This is a genomic window from Rhodanobacter denitrificans (assembly GCF_003335105.1).
Taxonomy (GTDB): Bacteria; Pseudomonadota; Gammaproteobacteria; order Xanthomonadales; family Rhodanobacteraceae; genus Rhodanobacter; species Rhodanobacter denitrificans_A.
Genome location: NZ_QFWQ01000008.1, coordinates 57,860 through 79,013, shown reverse-complemented (window position 1 = coordinate 79,013; position 21,154 = coordinate 57,860). Strand labels below are relative to the sequence as shown.

Sequence of the window (21,154 nt, the reverse complement as noted above, 5' to 3'; positions counted from 1 at the left end):
CACGTATGTGAAGACGTGAAGACGCGGAGGTAAGGACGATGACCGTACATGACGAACAGGCAGGGTTGATCCTGCTGGTCGAAGACAATCGCCAGATAGCCGAGATGGTCGGCGAATTCCTGGAGCGTCGCGGCTACTCGGTGGATTACGCCGCCGACGGCGTGAGCGGACTGCACCTGGCAGTGTCCAACAGCTACGACGTGCTGGTGCTGGACTTGATGCTGCCGGGGCTGGACGGCCTGGATGTCTGCCGCAAGCTGCGCCGGGAGGCGAAGAAATCCACTCCGGTGCTGATGCTCACCGCCCGTGACACGCTGGAGGACAAGCTGGCCGGGCTCGAGGCCGGCGCCGACGATTACCTGGTGAAGCCGTTCGAGGTGCGCGAGCTGGAGGCGCGGCTGCGCGCGCTGATCCGCCGTGACCGCCGCCAGGTCTCCACCGAGGTGCTCAGCGTCGGCGACATGACCCTGGACACCGCCACGCTGCGGCTGACCCGCGACGGCCAGGAACTCACCGTGTCGCCGATCGGCCTCAAGCTGCTGGCGATCCTGATGCGCGAGTCGCCGCGGGTGGTCAGCCGGCGCGACATCGAGCGCGAGATCTGGGGCGATACGCTGCCGGACTCGGACACCCTGCGCTCGCATCTCTACAACCTGCGTCGGGTCATCGACAAACCCTTCGCACGGCCACTGCTACATACCATCCATTCCGCAGGGTACCGTCTCGCGGATCTCGAATCGGAAGTGGCGTCCGCGCCCCAGACAGTCTGACAACGCACATGGCACTTGCATGTAATGGATAGCCGGGCCAACGCAGTCCGCTGTCGCGTGGGCGCTTTCCGTCGGCGCATCGGGTGGGTCTTCGGGCTGCAGTCGCTGACGGTGGTGGGCGTCAGCGTTCTTGGCCTCTACGACGTGGCGCCGACGGCCGTGGTGATTGCGGTGATCGTGCTCGCCACGGCGTTCGCGTGGCTGGCCACCCGTCGCGAGTGGCGGCCGGTGCGGGCGCTCGCCCGGCTGGTGAGCCGCTGGGAGGGCCAGCCGTTCGATCCGGCGGCGCTGCACCTGGACCAGCTGTCCGCCGGCACCGATGCCGACGTGGCCTCGCTGGCGCGCGGCCTGCACGGTTTCGCCACCCGCCTGGCCGGTTACAACCAGCGCGAGCGCAACTTCACCCGCGACGCCAGCCACGAGCTGCGCAGCCCCCTCACGGTGATCAAGATGTCCATCGACATGCTGGCGGAGGAAGAGGGCCTCACCGACTTCGGCATGCGCTCGGTGCGCCGGATCAAGCGTGCCACCCGCGAGATGGAGGTGCTGGTCGAGGCCTTGCTGATCCTGGCGCGCGAGACGGACAGCGCCATCGACGACGAGTACTTCGTGGTCAACGATGTACTGCACAGGGAAGTGGAATCCGCCCGCGAGTTGATCGCCGGGCGGCCGATCGAACTGCTGCTGGACGAGCCGGCCCGTTTTGCGCTGCGGGGCTCGCCGCAGGCATTCTCGGTGCTGTGCTGGCAGCTGATCCGCAATGCCTGCGAGCAGACCGAGCAGGGCAGCGTGGTGATCTGCGTGCTGCCCGGCGCGGTCAGCGTGCGCAACAGGATCCCGCCACAGATGGCGGGCGACCACCCGCGCCCGCTGCGGGCGCGCGGCGCCGACCGACACGGTTTCGAGCTGGCGATCGCGCAGCGGATCAGCGAACGTTTTGACTGGCCGCTGGAGTTGCAGACTTTACCGGGGCGCGAGAATATCTCCCGCATCCGTTTTCCGCGCCCGCTGTCGATCGGCGAGATGAGCGGGAGCGGGCAGCAGCTATAGGGCCGGCGTGGCCCGCCTGCGTGCGGGCCACTGCGGAGCCTTGTAGGGCGGGCACGGGCCGCCGGCTTTTCGGTTCCGGAGCAAAGCGGCGGGCGGTGCCCGCCCTACGTATCAGCCGGCTTGCAGTGCCGGGGCGACCGTGAACGTGCAGCCGGTTTTCGCCTTGACGTCGTCCAGGCTGACGCCCTCGTTGAGTTCGATCAGGGTCAGGCCCTTGCCCTTGGCCACCTCGAACACGCACAGGTCGGTGATGATGAGGTCCACGCATTCCTTGCCGGTGATCGGCAGGTCGCACTGGTTCTTGATCTTCGGCGAGCCGTCCTTCGCGGTGTGCTCCATCAGCACCACGACGCGCTTGACGCCGCTGACCAGGTCCATCGCGCCGCCCGGGCCCTTGACCATCTTGCCCGGCACCATCCAGTTGGCCAGGTCGCCGGTGGCCGACACTTCCAGGCCGCCCAGGATCGACAGGTCGATATGGCCGCCGCGGATCATCGCGAACGACTCGGCGCTGGAGAAGAAGCTGGAGCCGGGCAGGGTGGTGATGGTCTGCTTGCCGGCGTTGATCAGGTCGGGGTCGATCTGCTCCTCGGTCGGGAACGGACCGATGCCGAGCAGGCCGTTTTCCGATTGCAGGGTGACATTCACGCCGGCCGGGATGTAGTTCGCCACCATGGTCGGTATGCCGATGCCGAGGTTCACGTAGAAACCGTCGCGCAACTCCTTCGCCGCGCGCCTGGCCATCGCCACGCGCAGCGGGCTTTCCTTGCCGCCGGCCACGCCGGCGATGGTGCGGAACTCGATGCGTTTCTCGTACTTCGCGCCCTGCACGATGCGGTCGACGTAGATGCCCGGCACGTGGATGTTGTTCGGGTCCAGCTCGCCGACCGGCACCAGGTGTTCCACCTCGGCCACGCAGACCTTGCCGCAGGTGGCGATCATCGGATTGAAATTGCGTGCAGTCTCGCGGAACACCAGATTGCCGTGGGCGTCACCCTTCCACGCCTTCACGATCGACAGGTCCGCCGTGATCGACTCCTCCAGCACGTATTCCTTGCCACCGAACACCTTGGTTTCCTTGCCCTCGGCCAGCTTGGTGCCGAACGCGGTGCGCGTGTAGAAACCGGGGATGCCGGCGCCACCGGCGCGCAGTTTCTCGGCCAACGTGCCCTGCGGGGTCAGGTGCAGCTCCAGCTCGCCGGCCAGGGTCTGCCGCTCGAACTCCTTGTTCTCGCCCACGTAGGAGGCGTAGACGCGCTTGACCTGGTGCGTCTTCAGCAGCGGGCCCATGCCGAAATCGTCCACGCCGGCGTTGTTGCCGACGATGGTCAGGTCCCGGGTGCCGGCTTGCAGCAGCGCGCCGATCAGGTTCTCGGGGATGCCGCACAGGCCGAAGCCGCCGGCGGCGATCGTCATGCCATCGGCCAGCAGGCCGTCAAGGGCTTGCGCCGCGCTCGGATAAACCTTGTCCATTGCTGTGCCTTCCTCGGGGAGAGTCAGCTGCCAAGGATACGACGGATTGGCGCGGCGCGGCCTTGTACCAAGGTCGCAAGCGAAGGCATGGCGCTTTTCACCTTCCCTGCTCGCCCCAAAGGGACTTCCTTCGGTCGCAGGGGAGGACCGGGGTAAGGTCAGCTTTTCCTGCAAGCCGCCACCTGCTTGACAGAATCATTTACGCATGTAAACATCAATTCACTTACATACGTAAACGGTGACCCATGGCAATCAGCGAAGCCGAGGCAGTGGTAATGGACGTGCTGTGGCGCGCCGCGCCGCGCACGGCCGAGGAGATCCTGGCCGAAGTCGGTCCGGCGCAGAACTGGCAGGAAGGCACGGTGAAATCCCTGCTCAACCGTCTGCTCAGGAAAAAGGCCGTGCACGCCGAACGCGACGGCCGCCGCTACCTCTACACGCCCCTGCTGACGCGCGAGCAATACGTGCAGCAGGAAAGCAAGGGCCTGCTCGACCGCCTGTTCGGCGGCCGCGTGGCGCCGCTGGTGGCGCATTTCTCCGAGCAGCGCAAGCTGTCGAAGAAAGACATCGCCGAACTGCGCAAATTGCTGAAGGAGCTCGACGATGAACAGCGTTGAGCTGATCGGTCGCGGCTGGCTGCTGCTGCTCGCCTTCACCGCGGCGGTGCTGCTGGTCGCCGCGCTGCGCAAGCCATGCCGCCGCCTGTTCGGCACCGAACGCGCGTTCCAGCTGTGGCTGCTGCCGCCGCTGGCGATGCTGGCCAGCCAGCTGCCGCATGCGGCGGTGACACCGGTCATGATGTTGTCGCCGGCGGTGGCCGCGATCACATCGGCAGCTACCGCGTTGCCGACGTACGCTGCCGGATCGGGTGCGATCGACTGGCGCGCGTGGATCGCACTGCCATGGCTGTTGGGCAGCATGGTCACCCTGTTGCTGGCCACCCTGGCGCAAGCGCGTTACCGCATGCGGCTGCGTGGTGCCACGAGCATGGTCGATGCGCAGTCGCGCTGGCCGGTGCTGCGCGCGTCCAGTGCGGATATCGGCCCCGCCCTGATCGGTGCCTGGCGCAGTCGCATCGTGCTGCCTGCCGATTTCGAATGCCGCTACGACGCCACCGAGCAGATGCTGATCCTTGCCCACGAAATCATCCATGCGCGCCGCCGCGATGGCTGGTGGTGCCTGCTGGCGCAGCTCGGCGCCGCGGTGTTCTGGTTCCACCCGCTGGCCTGGTGGGCGCTGGCCGCACTGCGCCACGACCAGGAACTGGCATGCGACACCGCCGTGTTGCGCGAGCACGGCGGACAGCGCCGCAACTATGCGAATGCGATGTTGAAGACCCAGTCGGCCGCCTTTGCGTTGCCGGTGGGGTGCACGTGGTCCCCTCGCCATCCACTGACGGAGCGTATTGCCATGTTGAAACTGACTTCACCAAGCCGCCGGTGCCGGCATGCCGGAATGATCGCCGGCATCGCAGTCGCCATCGTCGTGGCCGGTTCGGTCTATGCCGCCAGTGCGCCGCAAGCAGAGCGCGCGGCCTGGAAAGTCCAGGCGGATCATGCGACCTGGAAGGTCCGGGGTCCGGAGTACCAGCTGGACATGCAGGTCGAGCTGTCGACCGATGATGGCCACCAGCGTCATGCAGAGACAGTGGCGCTTGCGTTGTGCGTGGCACCGGAAAAGGCGGCGATGGCAAACGTGGGCAGCTTGATGGTGCAGGCGACCACGGTCCCCGTGGACGATCGACAGGTACGCATCGACCTCGCCGTGGGCAACATCGACGCCCTGCCGCTTGCACATAGCCAGCTGCAGGGAGTGCTCGGGCAGACCTTGCACACCAAGGGTACGGGAGCGGACGGCAGGCATGCGTACGCCATCGACGTCACGCCGCAGGCAGGCTGCCCGGCGCGCGTGATGGCCGAAGCTTCCCCGGTCAAGGTCACCGAGCACATCACCAACGGCGCGGCTCGCACCGTGGCAGAGTCGATAGCGGCAAAGGCGGGCTGGACACTCATCAATCCGGACGCGCTGGGCGCTGCTCCGGTCACGCTGTCGTTCAACGAGATGCCTGCGGGCACGGCGTTGCAGCGGGTGGCCGACCTTGCCGGCATGAAGCTGGTGCTGGACGGCAAGCGGGTGCGCTTCGCACCCAAGTGAGCAACCGGACCCCGGTATACTCGCGCCGTTGTCCGGAGAACGCCCACGTGAGACCGCACCACCTGTTCCTTGCTCTTGCTGCCTTAGGGATCACTGCCATGAGCCACGCCGCCGTCTCGCCCGTGCTGGTGATCCACGGCGGCGCCGGCGTGATCAAGCGGGACATGACGCCGGCGAAGGAACAGGCGGTGCGTGCGGCGATGACGCAGGCGCTGCAGAACGGCTACGCCCGGCTCAAGGCGGGCAGCAGCGCGCTGGATGCGGTGGCCGCCGCGATCACCGTGCTGGAGGACGATCCGAACTTCAACGCCGGCAAGGGCTCGGTGTTCACCCATGATGGTAAGAACGAGCTGGACGCGGCGATCATGGACGGCAATACGCTGCGCGCCGGCGCGGTGGCCGGGGTGCAGCGGGTGAAGAACCCGATCCTGCTGGCGCGCGCAGTGATGGAGCATTCGCCGCACGTGATGCTGTCCGGCGCGGGCGCAGAGGCTTTCGCGAAGGAGCAGGGCATCACCCTGGTCAATCCCTCGTACTTCCGCACCGAAGCACGCTGGCAGCAGCTGCAGAAGGCGCTGAAGGAGGATGCCGCGAAGCAGCCGCATGCGGACGTCGAGACGGCCAAACACTTCGGCACGGTCGGTGCGGTGGCGCTGGATGCACAGGGCCGACTGGCCGCCGGCACCTCCACCGGCGGCATGACCGACAAACGCTGGGGCCGCATCGGCGATTCGCCGATCATCGGCGCCGGTACCTACGCGAATTCCGGCTGCGCGGTGTCGGGCACCGGCTGGGGCGAGTTCTACATCCGCACTGTGGCCGCGCACCAGATCTGCATGAAGGTGACCCAGATGCGCGTGCCGCTGAAGCGCGCCGCCGCCGAGGTGATCAACCAGGAAATCCCCTCGATGGGCGGCAACGGCGGCGCGATCGCGCTGGACGCGCAAGGCCACATCTCGATCCCGTTCAACACCGACGGCATGTACCGTGGCTGGATCGGCGCCGACGGCGTGCCGCACGTGGCGCTCTACGGCGACGAGGATGACGGCACCGCCGAGTTGCCGGAGCCGGCGGCTTCGTCCTCGACGGAGTGAACACGCATCGCAGCTGCGCAGCCACTTCACCGCTGATGAAGAGACCGTGCGGATGCCCGTCCGCGTAGCGAAAGGATCACCGTGCCACACAAATTCTCATGGATGCCGCCGCGGCTGTGGTCGATGGCGATCCCGTTCCTGCTGGGCGTACTTGCCTGCGTGCTAGTGACCGGGGGCACGATGCTGTGGCCTGGCAACGTGTACTGGCTCACGCATGGCGATCTGGCGCAGAGCTACCTGGGTTGGGCTTTCTACAGGGACGCACCGTGGGCGTTGCCGCCAGGTGCCAATCCGGGTTACGGGCTGGGACTGCACGCCTCGATCTATTACTCGGATTCGATTCCGCTGCTGGCGATGCTATTCAAGCCGCTGGCTGCGTGGTTGCCGCAGCCGTTCCAGTACTTCGGGTTGTGGGTGCTAGCGTGTTTTGTCCTGCAGGCAGGTTTCGCCTGGCGCCTGCTCGGACTGGTCACGCCGCAGTTGTGGAGCCGGGCCCTGGGCGTGCTGTTTTTCGTGCTGGCGCCACCCATGCTGATGCGCCTGGGTGGGCATATGGCCCTGGTCGGGCACTGGCTGTTGCTGGCGGCGATCTACCTCTGCCTGCGGCGATCGCGACGGCATCAATCTGCCTGTTGGGCCTTGCTCGCGGCGGCGGCGATGGTCACTCATGCCTATCTCTTCGCGATGGTGGGTGCGGTATGGCTGGCGGATATCGTGCATCGTCATCGGCTGACCCGTGCCGAGGCGCCGATCGGGCTGCGCGCAGGCATCCGGCGTTGGCTGCCCGAGGTGAGCCTGGTCGTGGTCGCCACTGTTATGGCTGCGTGGCTGGCTGGATTCTTCATGGTGTCCGGCCACGGTATGCAGGCCAGTGGCTTCGGCTACTACAAGATGAACCTGCTTGCGCTAGTCAATGGCGATGGCTGGTCCGGGTTCGGGCTGAAGTTGCCACAAGGAGCGGGCGAGTACGAAGGCTTCAACTACCTCGGGCTGGGCGGCATCGTGCTGGTGGGCATGGCATTGCTGGCGGCTGTCATGCATCGCGATCTGTTGCGGGAGCGGATGTTGCCCCGGCCGCTGTTGCTTGTTGCGTCAGGGCTCACCGTCCTGGCAATCACCTGCAACGTGGGGATCGGCGCCATTCAATGGCGCATGCCAATGCCTGATGGTTTGTGGCTGAAGCTGTCCCATCTGTCGTTGCAGTCGACGGGGCGGATGTTCTGGGTGCCTTACTACCTATTGCTGTTGGCGGGATTGTTCACGGTACTGCGCGTGTTCCATGGTCGCTGGCAGATCGGCATATTGCTGCTTGCTGCGACGCTGCAACTGATGGATCTGTATCCTGGTCTGTCTGGCCTGCGTTCGACGCTGCTGCAACGCAGTCGCGATACGAACGCCGCCGGCCTGCGCGGCCCATTTTGGGACGCGGCCGGCACACACTATCGTGTCTTGCGGCAATTGCCGCCTGCTCTGATGGCGCCGGGCTGGGAGCAACTGGCGTCCTATGCGCAGCGGCATCGCATGGGAACAGATGCTGTGATGCTGGCGCGCTTCGACTGGAACCGGTTCCTGTCGTTGCACAACGATCAGCAGGCAGCGCTGCTAGGGGGGCAGCCGGACCAGAACACGTTGTACCTGTTGAATGATCGTGAAGTAGCCTTGGCCAGAGTGGCCGTGCCGGCAACCACGGCCGCGCTGTTTCGTCTGGATGGCCGCAATGTGCTGGCACCGGGTTGGCAGGGGGCAATACCGTCGTCGGCGGTGGATCTGCGCCGCGCTGAGGCTTCCTCATCTTTGTTTCGCCTGCCGTTTCGTGGTGATTTTGTCCAGGATGGTGTCGGGCGTCTGTTGCTGGGCCCGGGCTGGAACAGTGCCGGTGCCGGTGAGGTGAGCACGCTTGGCGTGAAAGCCAGCCTGTTCGTACCCGCCGTGGATGCGGCGGGATTGGCAGTGCATGTCGGGCTGGGCCTGCATCGCGCGAGCTCACGCAAGGACATGGCCCAGCGGCTTGAGGTATGGGCGGACGGACGTCTGATTGGTGATTGTGAATTGGCCGGTGGCAGCTGCGGGGAGTTGCAGCTGGATGTGCCGGATGACCGTCGTGGCGCCAGCTTCAGGGAGTTGTCGCTACGCTCCGGTCAGCCATCGGCCAGGCTGAGCGTTGCGCTGGATACCATCACCGTGACGCTTCATCCACCAGTTGCTTCAGCTGCGCTGGCGTCAGAGCGCCGCTGATGCCCAGGTGGCTGCCGTCGGCGTGGATCACCAGCACGCGTGGGGTCTCGCCGCCCCAGTTCGGGTCGAGCAGGAAGTTGATGCGTTCCGGCGAGGCTTCGGCGTAGGCGCGCGCGGGCCAGCCGTCCATCTTCATGCTGTGCAGGCGCGCCTCGATCGCCGTGCGCAGCGCGATGCTGTCGGTGGTGACGGTGACCAGTTCGATACCTTGCGGGTTGGCGCGTTGCAGCGCGGCCAGCGCTTCGAGGTTCGGTTCGCAGTAGGCGCAGTCGAGCGACCACAGCGCGAGGATGCGCGTGCCGTGCGCCGGCGGCCGCAGCAGGGCCGGAACGTCGGCGGCGGCCAGCGGCTGCAGCGTGCCGGCGCAGGCCAGCGCGGGCAGCCACAGGACGAGAGCGAGCAGGAGGCGCCTCATCGTGGTACCTCGGCCAGGTGGAAGCCGGCCGCCGTGTTCCAGGCCACGAACGCGTGGCCCTGTTTCAGCAGCAGCTGCGGCGAACCCACCGCACCGCTGCTGCGGGCGATGTCGCGGGGTGCGTCGAAGTGCGCGCCGTTATCGGTCGAGCGGCGCAGCATCAGCGCGTAGCCGTCGGCGCCGACCTGGTTCCAGGCGACCCACACGGTGCGCTCGTGCACGGCCACATCGGCATGGCTGGCGCCGACGCCGGCGATCGCCAGCGGATGTCTCGGCGCATGCCCGGGATCGAGCTGGCCGTACCAGATCGTGGGCTGGCCTTTGGCCTCGTACCACACGGCATGGAGAATGCCGTCGCGGCCGATCGCCAGGCCGGGGCCGTGGTGCGGGCAGCCGGCGATCTGCCAGTCGCTGAAGGTGGCGCGTTCGACGCGACTGGCGTGGCCGTCCGTGCGCAACACCGCATAGGCATGGTCGCGGATGTTGTCGCCGTGGATGCTGCGGAAGAACGCGGCGACCTCGCCATCGGGCGTGCGCGCGAGCGCGATGCGGCAGCACTCGCAGCTCTGGTCGACGAGCTTGCGCTCGGGGACGAAGCTGGCGCCGCCGTCGTCCGACCAGCTGTAGTAGATCGCGGCGCCCAGATACGGCTTGCCGGCGGCAGTGGCGGCGATCACGTCGCGCTTGTCGATCCAGGCGATCACGATGCGGCCCTTGCCGTCCACCGTCAGCGCGTCGAAGCGGTGGGTGATCTCGGCACGGTCGTGGTGCACGGTCAGCGGCTCGCCGAAGTGCTCGCCCCGGTCCAGCGAGCGGGCGAAGCGCACGAAGCCGGTCCACGGCTCGGCGCGCGGCTGCGACCAGCTCACGTAGATTTCGTCGCGCGGCCCGAACGCGATCTTCGGGCGGTTCTCGCCCTCGGCGTAGATGCGCTCGGCCGTGGCGTTCACCTCGACCGGTGCGCTCAGCGTGCGGCCGTCATCGTCGGAATGGCGCAGCCGCACGTGGCCATCCGCCGCGTCCACCAGCCACAGCCGGCCGTGGCTGTCGAACGCCGCGCTGGCGCCCAGCTCGGGGCCTTTCGGCATCTCCATGCGCATGCCGTCGTGCGCGAGCAGCGCGGGCGAGAACAGGCAGAGCAGGGTGATCAGCAGGCGGTGCATCACAACTCCCAGCGTAGTTCGCCGAACCAGGTGCGGCCGGTGTAGGGATGGTAGACCCAGTACTGCTCGTTGGTGAGGTTGTCGACGCCGAGCGCGGCGGTCCAGCCCGGCGCGAACTTCCAGCGCAGTTTCGCGTCGGCCACGGTGAAGCGGCTCACCGCGCCGTAGCTGTCCACGTAGTCGCTGTTGTCCAGCGTGCCGTACTGGCGGCCGGAGTGGCGGATGCCGAGCGAGGCGTCCCACTGCGGCGCGAAGCGGTAGTCGGCGAATATGCTGGCGCGGACTTTCGGAATGCGCGGAAAGGTCTTGCCGTTGGCCAGCGGGTATTGGCGGTCTTGCAGTGTCTTCGCGTCGTTGAAGGCGAGGCTGGCCTGCAGGTCGAGGCCATCCAGCCAGAGGTCGGTGAGGCCGAGTTCGCCCTCGATGCCGCGGCTGCGCATCCTGTCGATGTTCTGCACGCTGGTGACGGTGGGGGTGACGGTGATGTCGGTCTGCGAATACAGCGAATTGGCGATGCGGTCCTGGTACAGCGAGACGCGCCAGTGGCCGTGCTCCAGGTGGTGGGTCAGGGTGAGGTCGGTGGATTCGTCGGTCTCGGGCTTCAGGTCCGGATTGTTGTTGACGATCGCGTTGGCCGACAGGCTGCCCTGGAACAGCTCGGTCACAGTCGGGTAGCGCACGGCCTTGCCATGGGCCAGTCGCAGTTCCCAGCCATCGGCGATGTCCCAGCTCAGCGCCGCCTTGGGCGAGAAGTCGGTGCGCCGGCGGTCGGCGTAGCGCAGCGTGCTGACCGCATTCGCGCGCAGGCCGCCGTAGGCACGCCACTGTTCCAGTCGCCCGCCCAGGGTCAGCGTCCAGGCATCGGCGAAGCTCCACACGTCCTGCAGGTACAGCGCGCGGGTCTGCGTGCGGCCGGCGAACGCGCTGACCCGTGCGCCATCGGCGCCGTCACGCCAGTCGCTGGCGTTGCGCACGCGGCTGTCCAGCACGTAGCGGTCGCCGTGTGCGCCGGCGTACAGCATGTGGCGATCGCCGAGCGGGCCGGAACTGCGCAGGTCGAAAGTGTCCCAGCCGGAACCGGCCTTGTCGGCGATCGTGCCGGGACCGCCCGTGGGCGCGTCGGGTTCGGCGAGGTTGGCCGTGGCCGCCTGCGAGCGCAGGAAATCGTAGTGGCTGGCCACGGCGGTCCAGCGCCAGCCGTTGTCGAGGCGGCCGTTCAATTCGACGCCGTACAGCATGTGGCTGTCGCTGGCCGAGGAGGGCGCCAGGCCGCTGGCCGGCAGGGTCCAGGTCCGCCCGGCTGCGCTGATCACGCCGCCGGCGACCGGGTGGCCGGCGGCGGCGCGGATCAGGCTGCGGGTGCGGTCCTCGGCACGGTTGTGCCACCAGCCCACGGTGAACAGCGCGGCGACGCGGTTGGTGAGGTCGACGCCGACTTTCAGCTTGGCCTGGTCCTGCACCGTGTGCTCGATGCTGTTGGCGCCGTAGACCAGCCGCGGCGAACCGTTCGGATTGCGGTCAAGGGTGGCTCCGCTGACCGGCACTGCCGAGGCCGGATTGCCGCCGGCCTTCGCGGTGGCGTACTGCATCGGCTGGCCGTGGTTGTCGAGCCGGCTGAATTCCAGCAGCCAGCTCCAGCGCCCCTGCTTGTCGCCCAGCGCGGCAGCGACCTGGTGGCCGTTGTAGTGGCCGCCGGCGCCATACGCGTCGCGGTAGTCCTGGCTGAAGAACTGGGTGCTCGCGCTGGCCGTGAACCGCTGCGGCAGCACAGTGTGGATCAGCACCGTGGTGCCCAGCGAGTTGCCCGGATACAGCGCGGAGTAGGGGCCGTACAGGATGTCGACTGCACCGATTTCCCCGGGTGCCACCATGCCCCAGCGCGGCGCGCCGTCCCAGCCGTTGGTCATCAGGTTGGAGAGCAGCAGGCCGTCGGCGTAGACCAGGCTGCGCGCGCTCTGCAGGGTGCCGGCGTTGCGGCCGCTGATCACCGCGTTCGGGTCGCCGATGTAGCGCTTGCGCACCATCATGTTCGGCGCGTACTTCAGCGCATCGGCGCTTTCGGTGACGTTTTGCTGCTGCAGCTTCTGCCGGTCGACGCGCACCCGCACGCTGGGCGTCTCCATCACCATGGTGTCGCTGGCGTGCACCGAGACCGGCGCAAGGGTGGTGGTGGCGGGGGCGGGCTCATCGGCGGCCAGCAGCGGGCCGGTGGCCACGACGAGTGCGATTGCGCAAAGGCCGAGCGGTAGGGTGTTCAAGCGACACTCTGGATGGTGGTCTAGGGTTGCAAGGATAGTCCGCGGTCGTACGCACGACAGATGGCGCGTTGTCGCAGCGGTGGTTCGGCGATGGGATGCGCGGGCACGGCGAAAGGTGCCCGCAGCGAACGTAGGGCGGGCACTCCCCGCCGCTCTTGGTCGTGGCGCGATGAAGAGCCGGCGGGCAGTGCCCGCCCTACGACTACGCTGTCACTCTTCGCGGTCGGGGCGTTCGCGCACCGGGTGCTTGCTCAATTTGCGCTGCAGGGTGCGGCGGTGCATGCCGAGGCGGCGGGCGGTTTCGGAGATGTTGCCGTCGCATTCGGTCAGCACGCGCTGGATGTGCTCCCATTCCAGCCGGCGCAACGCCAGCGGCTGTTCGGGGGTGTCCGGTAGATCGTTGTCCTCGACGTCGCTGTCGCCGTCGAGCAGGGCGCGCACCACGGCGTCGGCATCGACCGGCTTGGCCAGATAATCGTGGGCGCCGCGCTTGATCGCCTCCACCGCGGTGGCGATCGAGGCGTAGCCGGTCAGCAGCAACACGCGCAGATCAGGCACCAGGGTGTGCAGTTCGGGGATCAGGCGCAGGCCGTTCTCCTCGCCCAGCTTCAGGTCGAGCACGCAGTAGCGCGGATGATGCCGCCGCGTCAGCGCGCGGGCCTCGTCGAAGTTGCCGGCCGTGATGACCTCGAAGCCGCGCGAGGCCAATGCGCGCGCCAGCACACGCAGGAAGGTGGCATCGTCGTCGACCAGCAGCAGCGGACGGGCCGTGGCGGCGTGGGGCAACTCGGTCATGGCGGTGGTTCCTGGAGGTGGATCGGTGGCTCATTCTGCCGGAAGCGCGCCCGACGGGTCACTTTTCGGCGATCACCGCCAGCGGCAGGCGCAGGCAGACTTCGGCGCCGTGCCCGGTGTTGCTGGCGACCAGTTCGCCGTTGAGCCGTTCGGCGGTCGCCTCGGCGAGGGCCAGGCCGATGCCCAGTCCGGTCTGCTTCTGCGAGTGGCCGATGAGGGTGATCTCGCCGGTGGCGTCGAAGCCGGGGCCGTGGTCGCGCACGCTCAGCTGCAGCCAGTCGCCATCGCGCGCGACCCGCAGCGCCACCGCGTGCGACTGGTGGATGGCGGAGGCGTCGGCGGCGTTGTTGAGCAGGTTGAGCAGCGCATGACGCAGGCCCGGCGGCGTACGCAGCACGACGCGGGCGATCTCCTGGTCCAGCGTGAGATCCAGCTCGGCCTCGGGCCGCAGCAGCTGGAAGCGCTCCAGACAGCCGTGGATGAACGCGGCCACCGTGAGCCGCTCGGGCTCCTGCGACAGCTGGGCCTTGCCGAACGCGACCATCTCGCGAAGGATCGTGCGACAGCGGTCGACCTGGCCTTCCAGCAGTGCCAGGTCCTCGGCCAGCGTCGCATCGCCGGCGTGCTCGCGGCGCAGTTCGGGCAGCAGCGTGCGCATGGTCGAGAGCGGCGTGTTGAGTTCGTGCGCGGCGCCGGCGGCCTGGGTGGCGATCGCCAGGATGCCCTCGTCGCGCAGCGCGCGCTCGCGCACCCGCTGCACCTCGAGCTGTTGCAGCCGCAGTACACGGGCCAGCCGGCTGATGAAGAAACTCAGCAGCAGCGCCATGATCACGAAGTTCACGCCCATGCCGACCACGTGCAGGGTAAAGCGGCTGGGCGAACCGGCGGGCATCGGCAGCGGCAGCGGCACGTACGAGTACAGCAGGATCACATAGGCGACACCGGCCAGCGCGGCCACCGCCAGCACCGCCCGGCCCGACAGCGCCGCCGCGCTGAGCGCGATCGGCACCAGCAGCAGGGTGATGAACGGGTTGCTGGCACCGCCGGTGAAGTACAGCAGGTAGCCGAGCACCAGCGTATCGAACGCGATGTGGCCGACCGCCTCCCACTCGCGCAGCGGCCACGGCTGGGTCAGCCGCCATGCGGCGAACACCGAGAACACCCCAAGCAGGCCGATGCCGAGCAGCAGCGGCAGCAGCGGAATGCCCAGGTGCATTCCCCAGGCACACACCAGCACGGCGGTGCTCTGGCCCGCGATGGCGCAGATCCGCAGCCAGGCGAGCGAGCGCGTCAGCGCGAACGGACCGATGCGTTGGGAGTGCCGGTGCGGCATGGCGGTCATCCAGGCTTGCCGGGCCGCCGCGTGGCGGGCCCGGTCGGGTCACGACTGCGTGTTGAATTCCTCGCTGCGCACGGCCGGCAGCGGGTTGTTGGCGACGGAGTCGGAATGGCTGCTCGAAAGCTTCTTCATCAGCGGCAGCATCGCCAGCGCGATCGCCGTGCAGGCGACGCCGGCGAAGCCCAGCTTGTTGAACAGCGCGGTGTAGACCGGCAGCGACACCAGCGGATCCTTGATGTCGGTCGGGATGCTGGCGAAGTTCGCCACCACGCTGCCCAGATACTGCGAGATGCCGACGGCCACATAGTAGGCGCCCATCATGAAACCGCCCATGCGCGCCGGTACGTAGCGGGCGATCATCGCCAGGCCGAGGCCCGACACCAGCAGCTCGCCAAGCGAATACAGGCCGTAGCCCCACACCATGATCCACGAAGACACCTGGCCGTTTACCGCCCAGACCGCCCCGACGCCATACATGAAGAAACCGGCGGCAACCGCGCCGAAACCCCAGGCGAATTTCACCGCCACCGACGGGTTGCGGCCGAGCTGGCCCAGACCGTTGTAGATCCACACCAGCACCGGGCTGAGCAGCACGATCCAGATTGCATTGAGGTTCTGGTACTGCTCGGGGATCCAGTTGAACAGGTGCAGGCCGAACAGGTCGAAGGAGAGATCGACGTTGCGCTGTGCGAACAGGTTCAGCGAGGTCGCCATCTGGGCGTAGAAAATGAAGAAGAAGATCGTCTGCACGGTGAGCACCAGAGCGGCGACCAGGCCGGCGCGCTCGGTTTTGTCTGCGCTGCGGATCAAGTGCACGAAGATGCCCAGGATCACCACGCCGGCCAGATACACGCAGATCTTGGCCGCCAGCAGGCTCTGCAGGATGAAGGTCACCAACAGCACCAGCACCAGCGACGCGCCCAGCAGCGCCAGTGCTCGCGTCGCCTTGACCGGCCGGTTGTCGGAGGGTGAGCTGATGTGCGCAAGCGTGCGGTGCATCAGCGAGTAGTTGATCAGGCCAAGCAGCAGGCCTATCGCGCAGGCGCCGAAGGCGGTGTGCCAGCCCCAGTTGTCGCCGTAGCGTGCAGCCACGTAGTCGCGGATCCACGGCGTGGCGGTCATCGAAATCATCGAGCCGACGTTCACCGCCATGTAATAGATGGTGAAGGCGCTGTCGATCTTGGTGTCGTCGCCTTCGTAGATCTTGCGCACGAGGTTGCCGGCGTTCGGCTTGAAGAAGCCGTTGCCCACCACGATGACGCCCAGCGCGCTGTACAACAGGGTCGGGTTGCTCGAAGGGATCCACAGCATCGCGTAGCCCAGCGCCAGCACCACCGCACCGAGCACCATGGTGCGGCGCGTACCGAGCAGCTTGTCGCCGATCCAGCCGCCGATCGCCGGAGTGGCGTAGATGAGGGCGGCTGCCGCACCCCAGACCAGATTGGCCCGGCTGTCGACGAAACCGAGCTTCTTCATCATGTAGGTGACCATCAGCACCTGCATGCCGTAGAAGCCGAAACGCTCCCACATTTCGATCAGGAAGACGGTGCTGAAGGACCGCGTCTGCGAGACGGGCGGGTTCTGGGTTGCCATATGTTTTCCGTGCGTGATCCAAACCGTGGCGGCGTGCCGGCACGCGCCAGTGCCATGCAGCCGCTGGATGGGCCACAACCGGCGAAGCGTAACCCATTCGCCATCAGGGTGTAGCTGCACTGCGGCAAGCCGGGAGTCCGCAGCGGGCGCCCGGCGCTGGCGCTTGTGGCATCATCGGCCGCCTGAACCGGCCTGATTCCAGGGAGTTTGCCGTCCATGTCCAACGCATTGATATTGTCGGCGCGCCCGCGGCCGGGCGGGCGGAGTCGCTGATGGCCGCCGAAGGTTTTCGCGGCCCGAAGCAGCTCTGGAACGCGTTCCTCTGGTCGATGAAGGGCCTCAGGGCCGGCTGGCGCCACGAGGCTTCGTTCCGGCTGGAGGCCTGCCTGGCGGTGGTGCTGATCCCGCTCGGCCTGTGGCTCGGCCAGGGTGGGCTGGAGAAATTCGCGCTGATCCTGGCGCCGGCGCTGGTGCTGTCGGCCGAGCTGCTCAATTCCGCGATCGAAGCGGTGGTCGACAAGGTCAGCCCCGAATTCCACGAACTGGCCGGCCGCGCCAAGGACATGGGCTCCGCGGCGGTATTCCTGCTGCTGCTGCTGGTGGTGGCAAGCTGGGCACTGATCCTCGGGCCGCGGCTGTTCGGCTGAGGCATGCGTTCACTCCGCGCCGACACGATTGCGGCGAGCGGCATGGGATGATGGAATGGCCTTCCACCGGATCGGAGCGACTCCATGAAACTTCTGCGCAATCTCGTGCTGTTGCTGCTTGCTTTCGGCCTGAGCGGCTGCGGCTACAACGCCATCCAGAAGCAGGACGAGGCGGTCAAGGCGGCCTGGTCCGAGGTGCTGAACCAGTACCAGCGCCGCGCCGACCTGGTGCCGAACCTGGTCAACACGGTCAAGGGCTACGCCCAGCACGAGGAGAAGGTGTTCACCGAGGTCACCGAAGCCCGTGCCAAGGTGGGCAGCCTGCAGGTCAACGCCGACTCGCTGAACGATCCGCAGAAGCTCAAGCAGTTCCAGGCTGCGCAGGGCGAACTGGGCAACGCGCTGTCGCGGCTGATGGTGGTCAGCGAGAACTACCCGCAGCTGAAGGCCGACGGCCTGTTCCAGAACCTGCAGGCACAGCTGGAAGGCACCGAGAACCGGGTCACCGTGGCGCGCAACCGCTACGTGCAGGCGGTGCAGACATACAACGGGATGATCCGCACCTTCCCGAACAACATGACCGCGAAGATCTTCGGCTACCAGGTCAAGCCGAACTTCTCGGTCGAGAACGAGCAGGCGATCTCCACCGCGCCGAAGGTGGACTTCGGCACCGCCGCGCCGGCTCCGGCGGCCTCGTCGCATTGATCATGTCGCGGCGCCATCCGCGCTGGTGGCTGCCGCTGGCACTGGCCCTGCTGCTGCCGGTGCTGCATGCCGCCGATGCCGCGCCGAAGCTGGCGCGGCACGTCACCGACCTCACCGGCACGCTGAGCGCGTCGCAGGTCGACCAGCTGGACGCGCAACTGGTGGCGCTGGAAAAGGCCAAGGGCGCGCAACTGGTGGTGCTGATGATCGGCAGCACCGGCGAGGAGGACATCGCAAGCTATTCGCTGGCGGTGGCCGAGGCGAACAGGATCGGCCGCAAGGGCACCGACGACGGCGTGCTGCTGCTGGTGGCGAAGGACGACCGCCGCGTGCGCATCGAAGTGGGCTATGGCCTGGAGGGAGCGATTCCCGACGCCGCCACCGCGCGGATCATCCGCGAATACATCGCGCCGAAATTCCGCGGCAGCGACTACTTCGGCGGCATCAGCGACGCCTTGGGTGCGCTGACTCAGCTGATCAACGGCGAGTCCCTGCCGCCGCCGGTGCGTGGCTCGCCCGAGCGTGGACACTCCGGTCCCGATCTGCAGAGCGGGCTGATGATCGCCGTGTTCGTGGCGCTGTTCCTGCGCGGCATCTTCGGACGCATTCCGGCGCTGGTCAGGGGGCCGCTGGGTGCCGTGCTGGTCGGCGGGCTGCTGTGGCTGCTGATCTCGATGGGCGCCGGCATTCTCGGCGCGCTGGTCGGCGGCGTGCTGATGCTGCTGCCCGGTGGCGCCGGCCGCTCGATCGGCGGTGGCGGATGGGGCGGTTTCGGCGGCGGTGGCTGGGGCGGCGGCAGCGGCGGCGGCTTTGGCGGCGGCGGTTTCAGCGGCGGCGGCGGCAGCTTCGGCGGCGGCGGTTCCTCGGGGAGCTGGTGATGGCGCGCATGCGGCGACTGTGGGCGAATCTCTGCGGTGGCTGGTTCCAGCTGCCGCGGCGCTTTCCGGCCGGCGTGCTGGACGAGATGGCCGCGGCGATTGCCGCGGGCGAACGCACCCATCTGGGCGAGATCCGCTTCGCGGTCGAATCGCGGCTGGCGCCGCTGGCCGTGCTGGACGGCCTCGATGCCGCGACGCGCGCGCGCCAGGTGTTCGCCCAGCTGCGCGTGTGGGATACCGAACACAACAGCGGCGTGCTGTTCTACGTGCTGATGGCCGAACGCCGCATCGAGATCGTCGCCGACCGCGGCATCGCGGCGAAAGTGGCGACCGGCGAGTGGGAGGCGATCTGCGCCCGCATGCGCGACTTCTATGCACGCGGGCAGTGGCGCGACGGCAGCCTTGCCGGCATCGCCGCTGCGCATGCCTTGCTGGAACGCCACTTCCCCGGCGACGGCGAGGCCAACCCCGACGAACTGCCGGACCGGCCGGTACTGCTCTGAGAAAGGCGATGCCTGGCGGGCGCGGCAGTTGACTGGGTGCCGGCGCGCTCCGGCTGCACGACCGCAAAAAAAGAAGGCGCCGAAGCGCCTTCTCCAGTTGCGTGCTGCCGCGGGTCAGGAAGCGGTGGCGCCCTTCCCGATGTGCTTTTCCAGGAAGGACTGCAGCAGCTTGTAGAACTCGACGGTGTTCCTCTCGTCGTAGAAGCCGTGGCCCTCGCCCGGCTTGCTCAGCCACTCGTACGGCTTGTGCGCGGCGTCCAGCGCGGCCCGCATCGCCTTGGCCTGTGCGAACGGTGCGCGCACGTCGTCTTCGCCGTGGACCAGCAGCACCGGCACGTCGATCCTGTCGGCGAGCTTGTCGGGCGAGTTGGCGTCGAGGTCGGCGTCGTCCTTGCCGATCACCATGTTCAGGTAGTTGCGGCCGGACTTGTTCTCGCGGACGTCGCCCTTCCGATACATCATCTTCAGGTCGTAGACGCCGGCGTAGCCGACCGCGCACTTGAACATGCCGGGCGCGCGGATCGTGGTCATCATCGCCGAGTAGCCGCCGAAGCTGCCGCCGTAGACGCAGATCCGCTTCGGGTCGGCATAGTTCTCCGCGATGGCCCACTTCACGCCGTCGATCAGGTCCTGCTGGATGCGCGTACCCCACTTCAGGTAGCCGGCTTGGCGGAAACTCTCGCCGCGGCCGCCGGAGCCGCGGTAGTTCACCTGCAGCACGAGGTAGCCGCGGCTGGCGAGGAATTGCGCGTCGTTCTCGTAGAACCAGTCGTCCTGCACGCCGATCGGGCCACCGTGCGGCAGCAGTACCATCGGCAGCCTGCCCGGGTCGACGCCGTTGGGAATCGTCAGGATCGCCTCCAGCTCCATCCCGTCGCTGGCCTTGAAGTGCAGCGGGCGACGCGTGGCCATCTTCGTCGGGTCGATCCACGGCGCGGTGTCGAACAGCTTGATCACCTTGAAGGTGCGGGTGTCGATCAGGAAGTAGCTGCCGGGGTCGCGGTCGCTCATGACCGAGAACAGCAGCTTGCCGCCGTCCTCGCTGTAGTTGACGAAGCTGACGAGCTTCCCGGGAAACTTCAGGCTGAGCGCCTGGTGCAGCTTCGCCTCCGGCAGGTTGGCGTCGATGTAGCTCACCATGGGCAGGCCGGTGGCGGGCATCGTGGCGAACGGCCGGTAGGGCAGCGCGGTCCATTCGATGTTGCCGACGCTGCCGAAGCCGCTGCCGGCGAGCGCCTTGCGGTTGCCGCCGTCCTCGTCCTGCTCCACCAGCGAGGTCGGACCGCCGCCGGCGTCGTACCGGGCGTAGACGCGCCTCTGGTCCGGGGTGAAGAAAAGCGGCGCGAAGCTGCCGCCGATCTGGGCCTGGCTCAACTGCGCCCAGCCGCCGGCCTGCTGGTGGTAGACGACGTAGTCCCACTGGTGGTTGCGGCCATAGGCGTAGTGGGCCTGGCCGTCGGCGCCCACCATGAAGCTCAGCCCGCCCACGTTGATCTTGCCGATCAGGCGACGGGTGTTCTTGCCGGCGTCGACGTCGTAGAGGGAGCTGGAGTCGTCGTTTTGCCAGCTCTGCGTGGCCATGTAGAAGTGGCCGTTGGTGGGGACGGGAAGCCCGTCGACGAAGCCCCACCCGCGGTCGGTGCCGCGTGTATCGGCACGGCTGCTGTACTTGCTCTCGAAGCCATACAGGTAGTCCTGGTGCTTGCCGTCGATGTCGGTGGCAATCACCTCGCCGGTTGCCATGGGCTTGTCGATCGATCCGTACTGCTTGCCTTTTTCCACGACCAGCCGGGTATTGCCGACCCAGGTGATGCCGGTGGCCAGTTCGAACTTCGGCAGGCGCAGCACGCTCATCGGCCGGGTCATGTCGTTCACGTGGTAGACGGCCAGGGCATGCGAATCGCCGTCGTCGCTGTTCATGTTCACGGCGAGGTATTGGCCGTTCGGCGAGAGCCGCGGCATCGAAAGCAACGGGTGGTGCGCGAAATCCTCCACCGGGATCAGATCGGCCGCGGCAGCGGTGGCGGACAACAGCAGGCAGGCAGCGGACAGCACGATCCGCGCTGGACGGTTGGACATCGT

Annotated in this window: 18 protein-coding genes; 10 read left to right on the top strand and 8 right to left on the bottom strand. The window is 67.4% G+C overall.

The window, feature by feature from the left end; translation table 11 throughout:
* The first annotated feature begins 38 nt into the window (after positions 1–38).
* Entirely contained in the window at positions 39–770 is a 732-nt protein-coding gene (locus DEO45_RS13430; protein ID WP_114344571.1) for a response regulator transcription factor, read from the top strand.
* Positions 771–827: 57 nt separating this feature from the next.
* Positions 828–1,820 carry a sensor histidine kinase gene (locus DEO45_RS13425; RefSeq protein ID WP_223250870.1) on the top strand — a complete coding sequence of 331 codons (993 nt, stop codon included), beginning with the start codon at positions 828–830 and terminating at the stop codon, positions 1,818–1,820.
* Between the two features lie 111 nt (positions 1,821–1,931).
* Here DEO45_RS13425 and DEO45_RS16795 read toward each other — a convergent pair whose 3' ends face one another.
* Entirely contained in the window at positions 1,932–3,293 is a 1,362-nt protein-coding gene (locus DEO45_RS16795) for a 3-oxoacid CoA-transferase (protein ID WP_114344566.1), read from the bottom strand.
* Positions 3,294–3,538: 245 nt separating this feature from the next.
* Between DEO45_RS16795 and DEO45_RS13415 the strand changes: the two genes are divergently transcribed.
* The 4 genes from DEO45_RS13415 to DEO45_RS13400 all read left to right on the top strand — a co-directional run bounded on the left by DEO45_RS13415 (position 3,539) and on the right by DEO45_RS13400 (position 8,776).
* A complete protein-coding gene (locus tag DEO45_RS13415; RefSeq protein WP_114344563.1) occupies positions 3,539–3,910 on the top strand; it encodes a BlaI/MecI/CopY family transcriptional regulator in 372 nt (123 codons plus the stop codon).
* A complete protein-coding gene (locus tag DEO45_RS13410; RefSeq protein ID WP_114344560.1) occupies positions 3,897–5,447 on the top strand; it encodes a M56 family metallopeptidase in 1,551 nt (516 codons plus the stop codon). Before DEO45_RS13415 ends, DEO45_RS13410 begins: the two co-directional genes overlap by 14 nt.
* Positions 5,448–5,545: 98 nt before the next feature.
* Positions 5,546–6,541, top strand: a complete 996-nt coding sequence (locus tag DEO45_RS13405; RefSeq protein WP_114344558.1) for an isoaspartyl peptidase/L-asparaginase family protein — start codon at positions 5,546–5,548, stop codon at positions 6,539–6,541.
* A gap of 81 nt (positions 6,542–6,622) precedes the next feature.
* Positions 6,623–8,776: a DUF6311 domain-containing protein gene (locus tag DEO45_RS13400; RefSeq protein ID WP_147269698.1), complete on the top strand. Its 2,154-nt coding sequence runs from the start codon at positions 6,623–6,625 to the stop codon at positions 8,774–8,776.
* Here the strand turns inward: DEO45_RS13400 and DEO45_RS13395 are convergent.
* The 6 genes from DEO45_RS13395 to DEO45_RS13370 form a co-directional block, all read right to left on the bottom strand.
* Positions 8,718–9,191, bottom strand: a complete 474-nt coding sequence (locus DEO45_RS13395; RefSeq protein WP_114344553.1) for a hypothetical protein — start codon at positions 9,189–9,191, stop codon at positions 8,718–8,720. The two genes, DEO45_RS13400 and DEO45_RS13395, sit on opposite strands and share 59 nt — an antisense overlap.
* On the bottom strand, positions 9,188–10,354 hold the full coding sequence (locus DEO45_RS13390; protein ID WP_114344551.1) for a sialidase family protein: 1,167 nt from the start codon (positions 10,352–10,354) through the stop codon (positions 9,188–9,190). Before DEO45_RS13390 ends, DEO45_RS13395 begins: the two co-directional genes overlap by 4 nt.
* Complete coding sequence (locus DEO45_RS13385; protein ID WP_114344548.1) at positions 10,354–12,612, bottom strand: TonB-dependent receptor; 2,259 nt, start codon at positions 12,610–12,612, stop codon at positions 10,354–10,356. The genes DEO45_RS13390 and DEO45_RS13385 overlap by 1 nt, the downstream gene beginning before the upstream one ends.
* Before the next feature lie 210 nt (positions 12,613–12,822).
* Positions 12,823–13,407, bottom strand: coding sequence for a response regulator transcription factor (locus DEO45_RS13380; protein ID WP_114344546.1), 585 nt, complete (start codon positions 13,405–13,407; stop codon positions 12,823–12,825).
* 58 nt (positions 13,408–13,465) lie between these two features.
* Positions 13,466–14,740 (bottom strand): ATP-binding protein, encoded by a 1,275-nt coding sequence (locus tag DEO45_RS13375; protein ID WP_114344836.1) that lies wholly within the window; start codon positions 14,738–14,740, stop codon positions 13,466–13,468.
* 48 nt (positions 14,741–14,788) lie between these two features.
* The gene (locus DEO45_RS13370) at positions 14,789–16,339 is read right to left on the bottom strand and encodes a peptide MFS transporter (protein ID WP_114344543.1); all 1,551 of its coding nucleotides are present in this window, start codon (positions 16,337–16,339) and stop codon (positions 14,789–14,791) included.
* A 272-nt stretch (positions 16,340–16,611) separates the two neighbouring features.
* On the opposite strand from DEO45_RS13370, the gene DEO45_RS13365 reads away from it, so the two are divergent.
* The 4 genes from DEO45_RS13365 to DEO45_RS13350 all read left to right on the top strand — a co-directional run bounded on the left by DEO45_RS13365 (position 16,612) and on the right by DEO45_RS13350 (position 19,072).
* Positions 16,612–16,986 carry a diacylglycerol kinase gene (locus tag DEO45_RS13365; protein WP_114344541.1) on the top strand — a complete coding sequence of 125 codons (375 nt, stop codon included), beginning with the start codon at positions 16,612–16,614 and terminating at the stop codon, positions 16,984–16,986.
* 84 nt (positions 16,987–17,070) lie between these two features.
* On the top strand, positions 17,071–17,691 hold the full coding sequence (locus DEO45_RS13360; RefSeq protein ID WP_114344538.1) for a LemA family protein: 621 nt from the start codon (positions 17,071–17,073) through the stop codon (positions 17,689–17,691).
* A 2-nt stretch (positions 17,692–17,693) separates the two neighbouring features.
* Positions 17,694–18,569, top strand: a complete 876-nt coding sequence (locus DEO45_RS13355) for a TPM domain-containing protein (protein WP_428992449.1) — start codon at positions 17,694–17,696, stop codon at positions 18,567–18,569.
* Entirely contained in the window at positions 18,569–19,072 is a 504-nt protein-coding gene (locus DEO45_RS13350; protein ID WP_114344535.1) for a TPM domain-containing protein, read from the top strand. The genes DEO45_RS13355 and DEO45_RS13350 overlap by 1 nt, the downstream gene beginning before the upstream one ends.
* A gap of 114 nt (positions 19,073–19,186) precedes the next feature.
* Here DEO45_RS13350 and DEO45_RS13345 read toward each other — a convergent pair whose 3' ends face one another.
* Entirely contained in the window at positions 19,187–21,151 is a 1,965-nt protein-coding gene (locus DEO45_RS13345; RefSeq protein ID WP_114344533.1) for an alpha/beta hydrolase family protein, read from the bottom strand.
* Positions 21,152–21,154 lie beyond the last annotated feature (3 nt).

What these genes read in the sequence shown, in the direction of transcription:
- DEO45_RS13395 (WP_114344553.1), bottom strand. Translation starts at nt 9,191, where the DNA reads ATGAGGCGCCTCCTGCTCGCTCTCGTCCTGTGGCTGCCCGCGCTGGCC.
- DEO45_RS13380 (WP_114344546.1), bottom strand. Translation starts at nt 13,407, where the DNA reads ATGACCGAGTTGCCCCACGCCGCCACGGCCCGTCCGCTGCTGCTGGTC.
- DEO45_RS13355 (WP_428992449.1), top strand. Translation starts at nt 17,694, where the DNA reads ATGTCGCGGCGCCATCCGCGCTGGTGGCTGCCGCTGGCACTGGCCCTG.
- DEO45_RS13390 (WP_114344551.1), bottom strand. Translation starts at nt 10,354, where the DNA reads ATGCACCGCCTGCTGATCACCCTGCTCTGCCTGTTCTCGCCCGCGCTG.
- DEO45_RS13405 (WP_114344558.1), top strand. Translation starts at nt 5,546, where the DNA reads ATGAGCCACGCCGCCGTCTCGCCCGTGCTGGTGATCCACGGCGGCGCC.
- DEO45_RS13360 (WP_114344538.1), top strand. Translation starts at nt 17,071, where the DNA reads ATGAAACTTCTGCGCAATCTCGTGCTGTTGCTGCTTGCTTTCGGCCTG.
- DEO45_RS13430 (WP_114344571.1), top strand. Translation starts at nt 39, where the DNA reads ATGACCGTACATGACGAACAGGCAGGGTTGATCCTGCTGGTCGAAGAC.
- DEO45_RS13415 (WP_114344563.1), top strand. Translation starts at nt 3,539, where the DNA reads ATGGCAATCAGCGAAGCCGAGGCAGTGGTAATGGACGTGCTGTGGCGC.
- DEO45_RS13345 (WP_114344533.1), bottom strand. Translation starts at nt 21,151, where the DNA reads ATGTCCAACCGTCCAGCGCGGATCGTGCTGTCCGCTGCCTGCCTGCTG.
- DEO45_RS13370 (WP_114344543.1), bottom strand. Translation starts at nt 16,339, where the DNA reads ATGGCAACCCAGAACCCGCCCGTCTCGCAGACGCGGTCCTTCAGCACC.
- DEO45_RS13410 (WP_114344560.1), top strand. Translation starts at nt 3,897, where the DNA reads ATGAACAGCGTTGAGCTGATCGGTCGCGGCTGGCTGCTGCTGCTCGCC.
- DEO45_RS13350 (WP_114344535.1), top strand. Translation starts at nt 18,569, where the DNA reads ATGGCGCGCATGCGGCGACTGTGGGCGAATCTCTGCGGTGGCTGGTTC.
- DEO45_RS13375 (WP_114344836.1), bottom strand. Translation starts at nt 14,740, where the DNA reads ATGCCGCACCGGCACTCCCAACGCATCGGTCCGTTCGCGCTGACGCGC.
- DEO45_RS16795 (WP_114344566.1), bottom strand. Translation starts at nt 3,293, where the DNA reads ATGGACAAGGTTTATCCGAGCGCGGCGCAAGCCCTTGACGGCCTGCTG.
- DEO45_RS13365 (WP_114344541.1), top strand. Translation starts at nt 16,612, where the DNA reads ATGGCCGCCGAAGGTTTTCGCGGCCCGAAGCAGCTCTGGAACGCGTTC.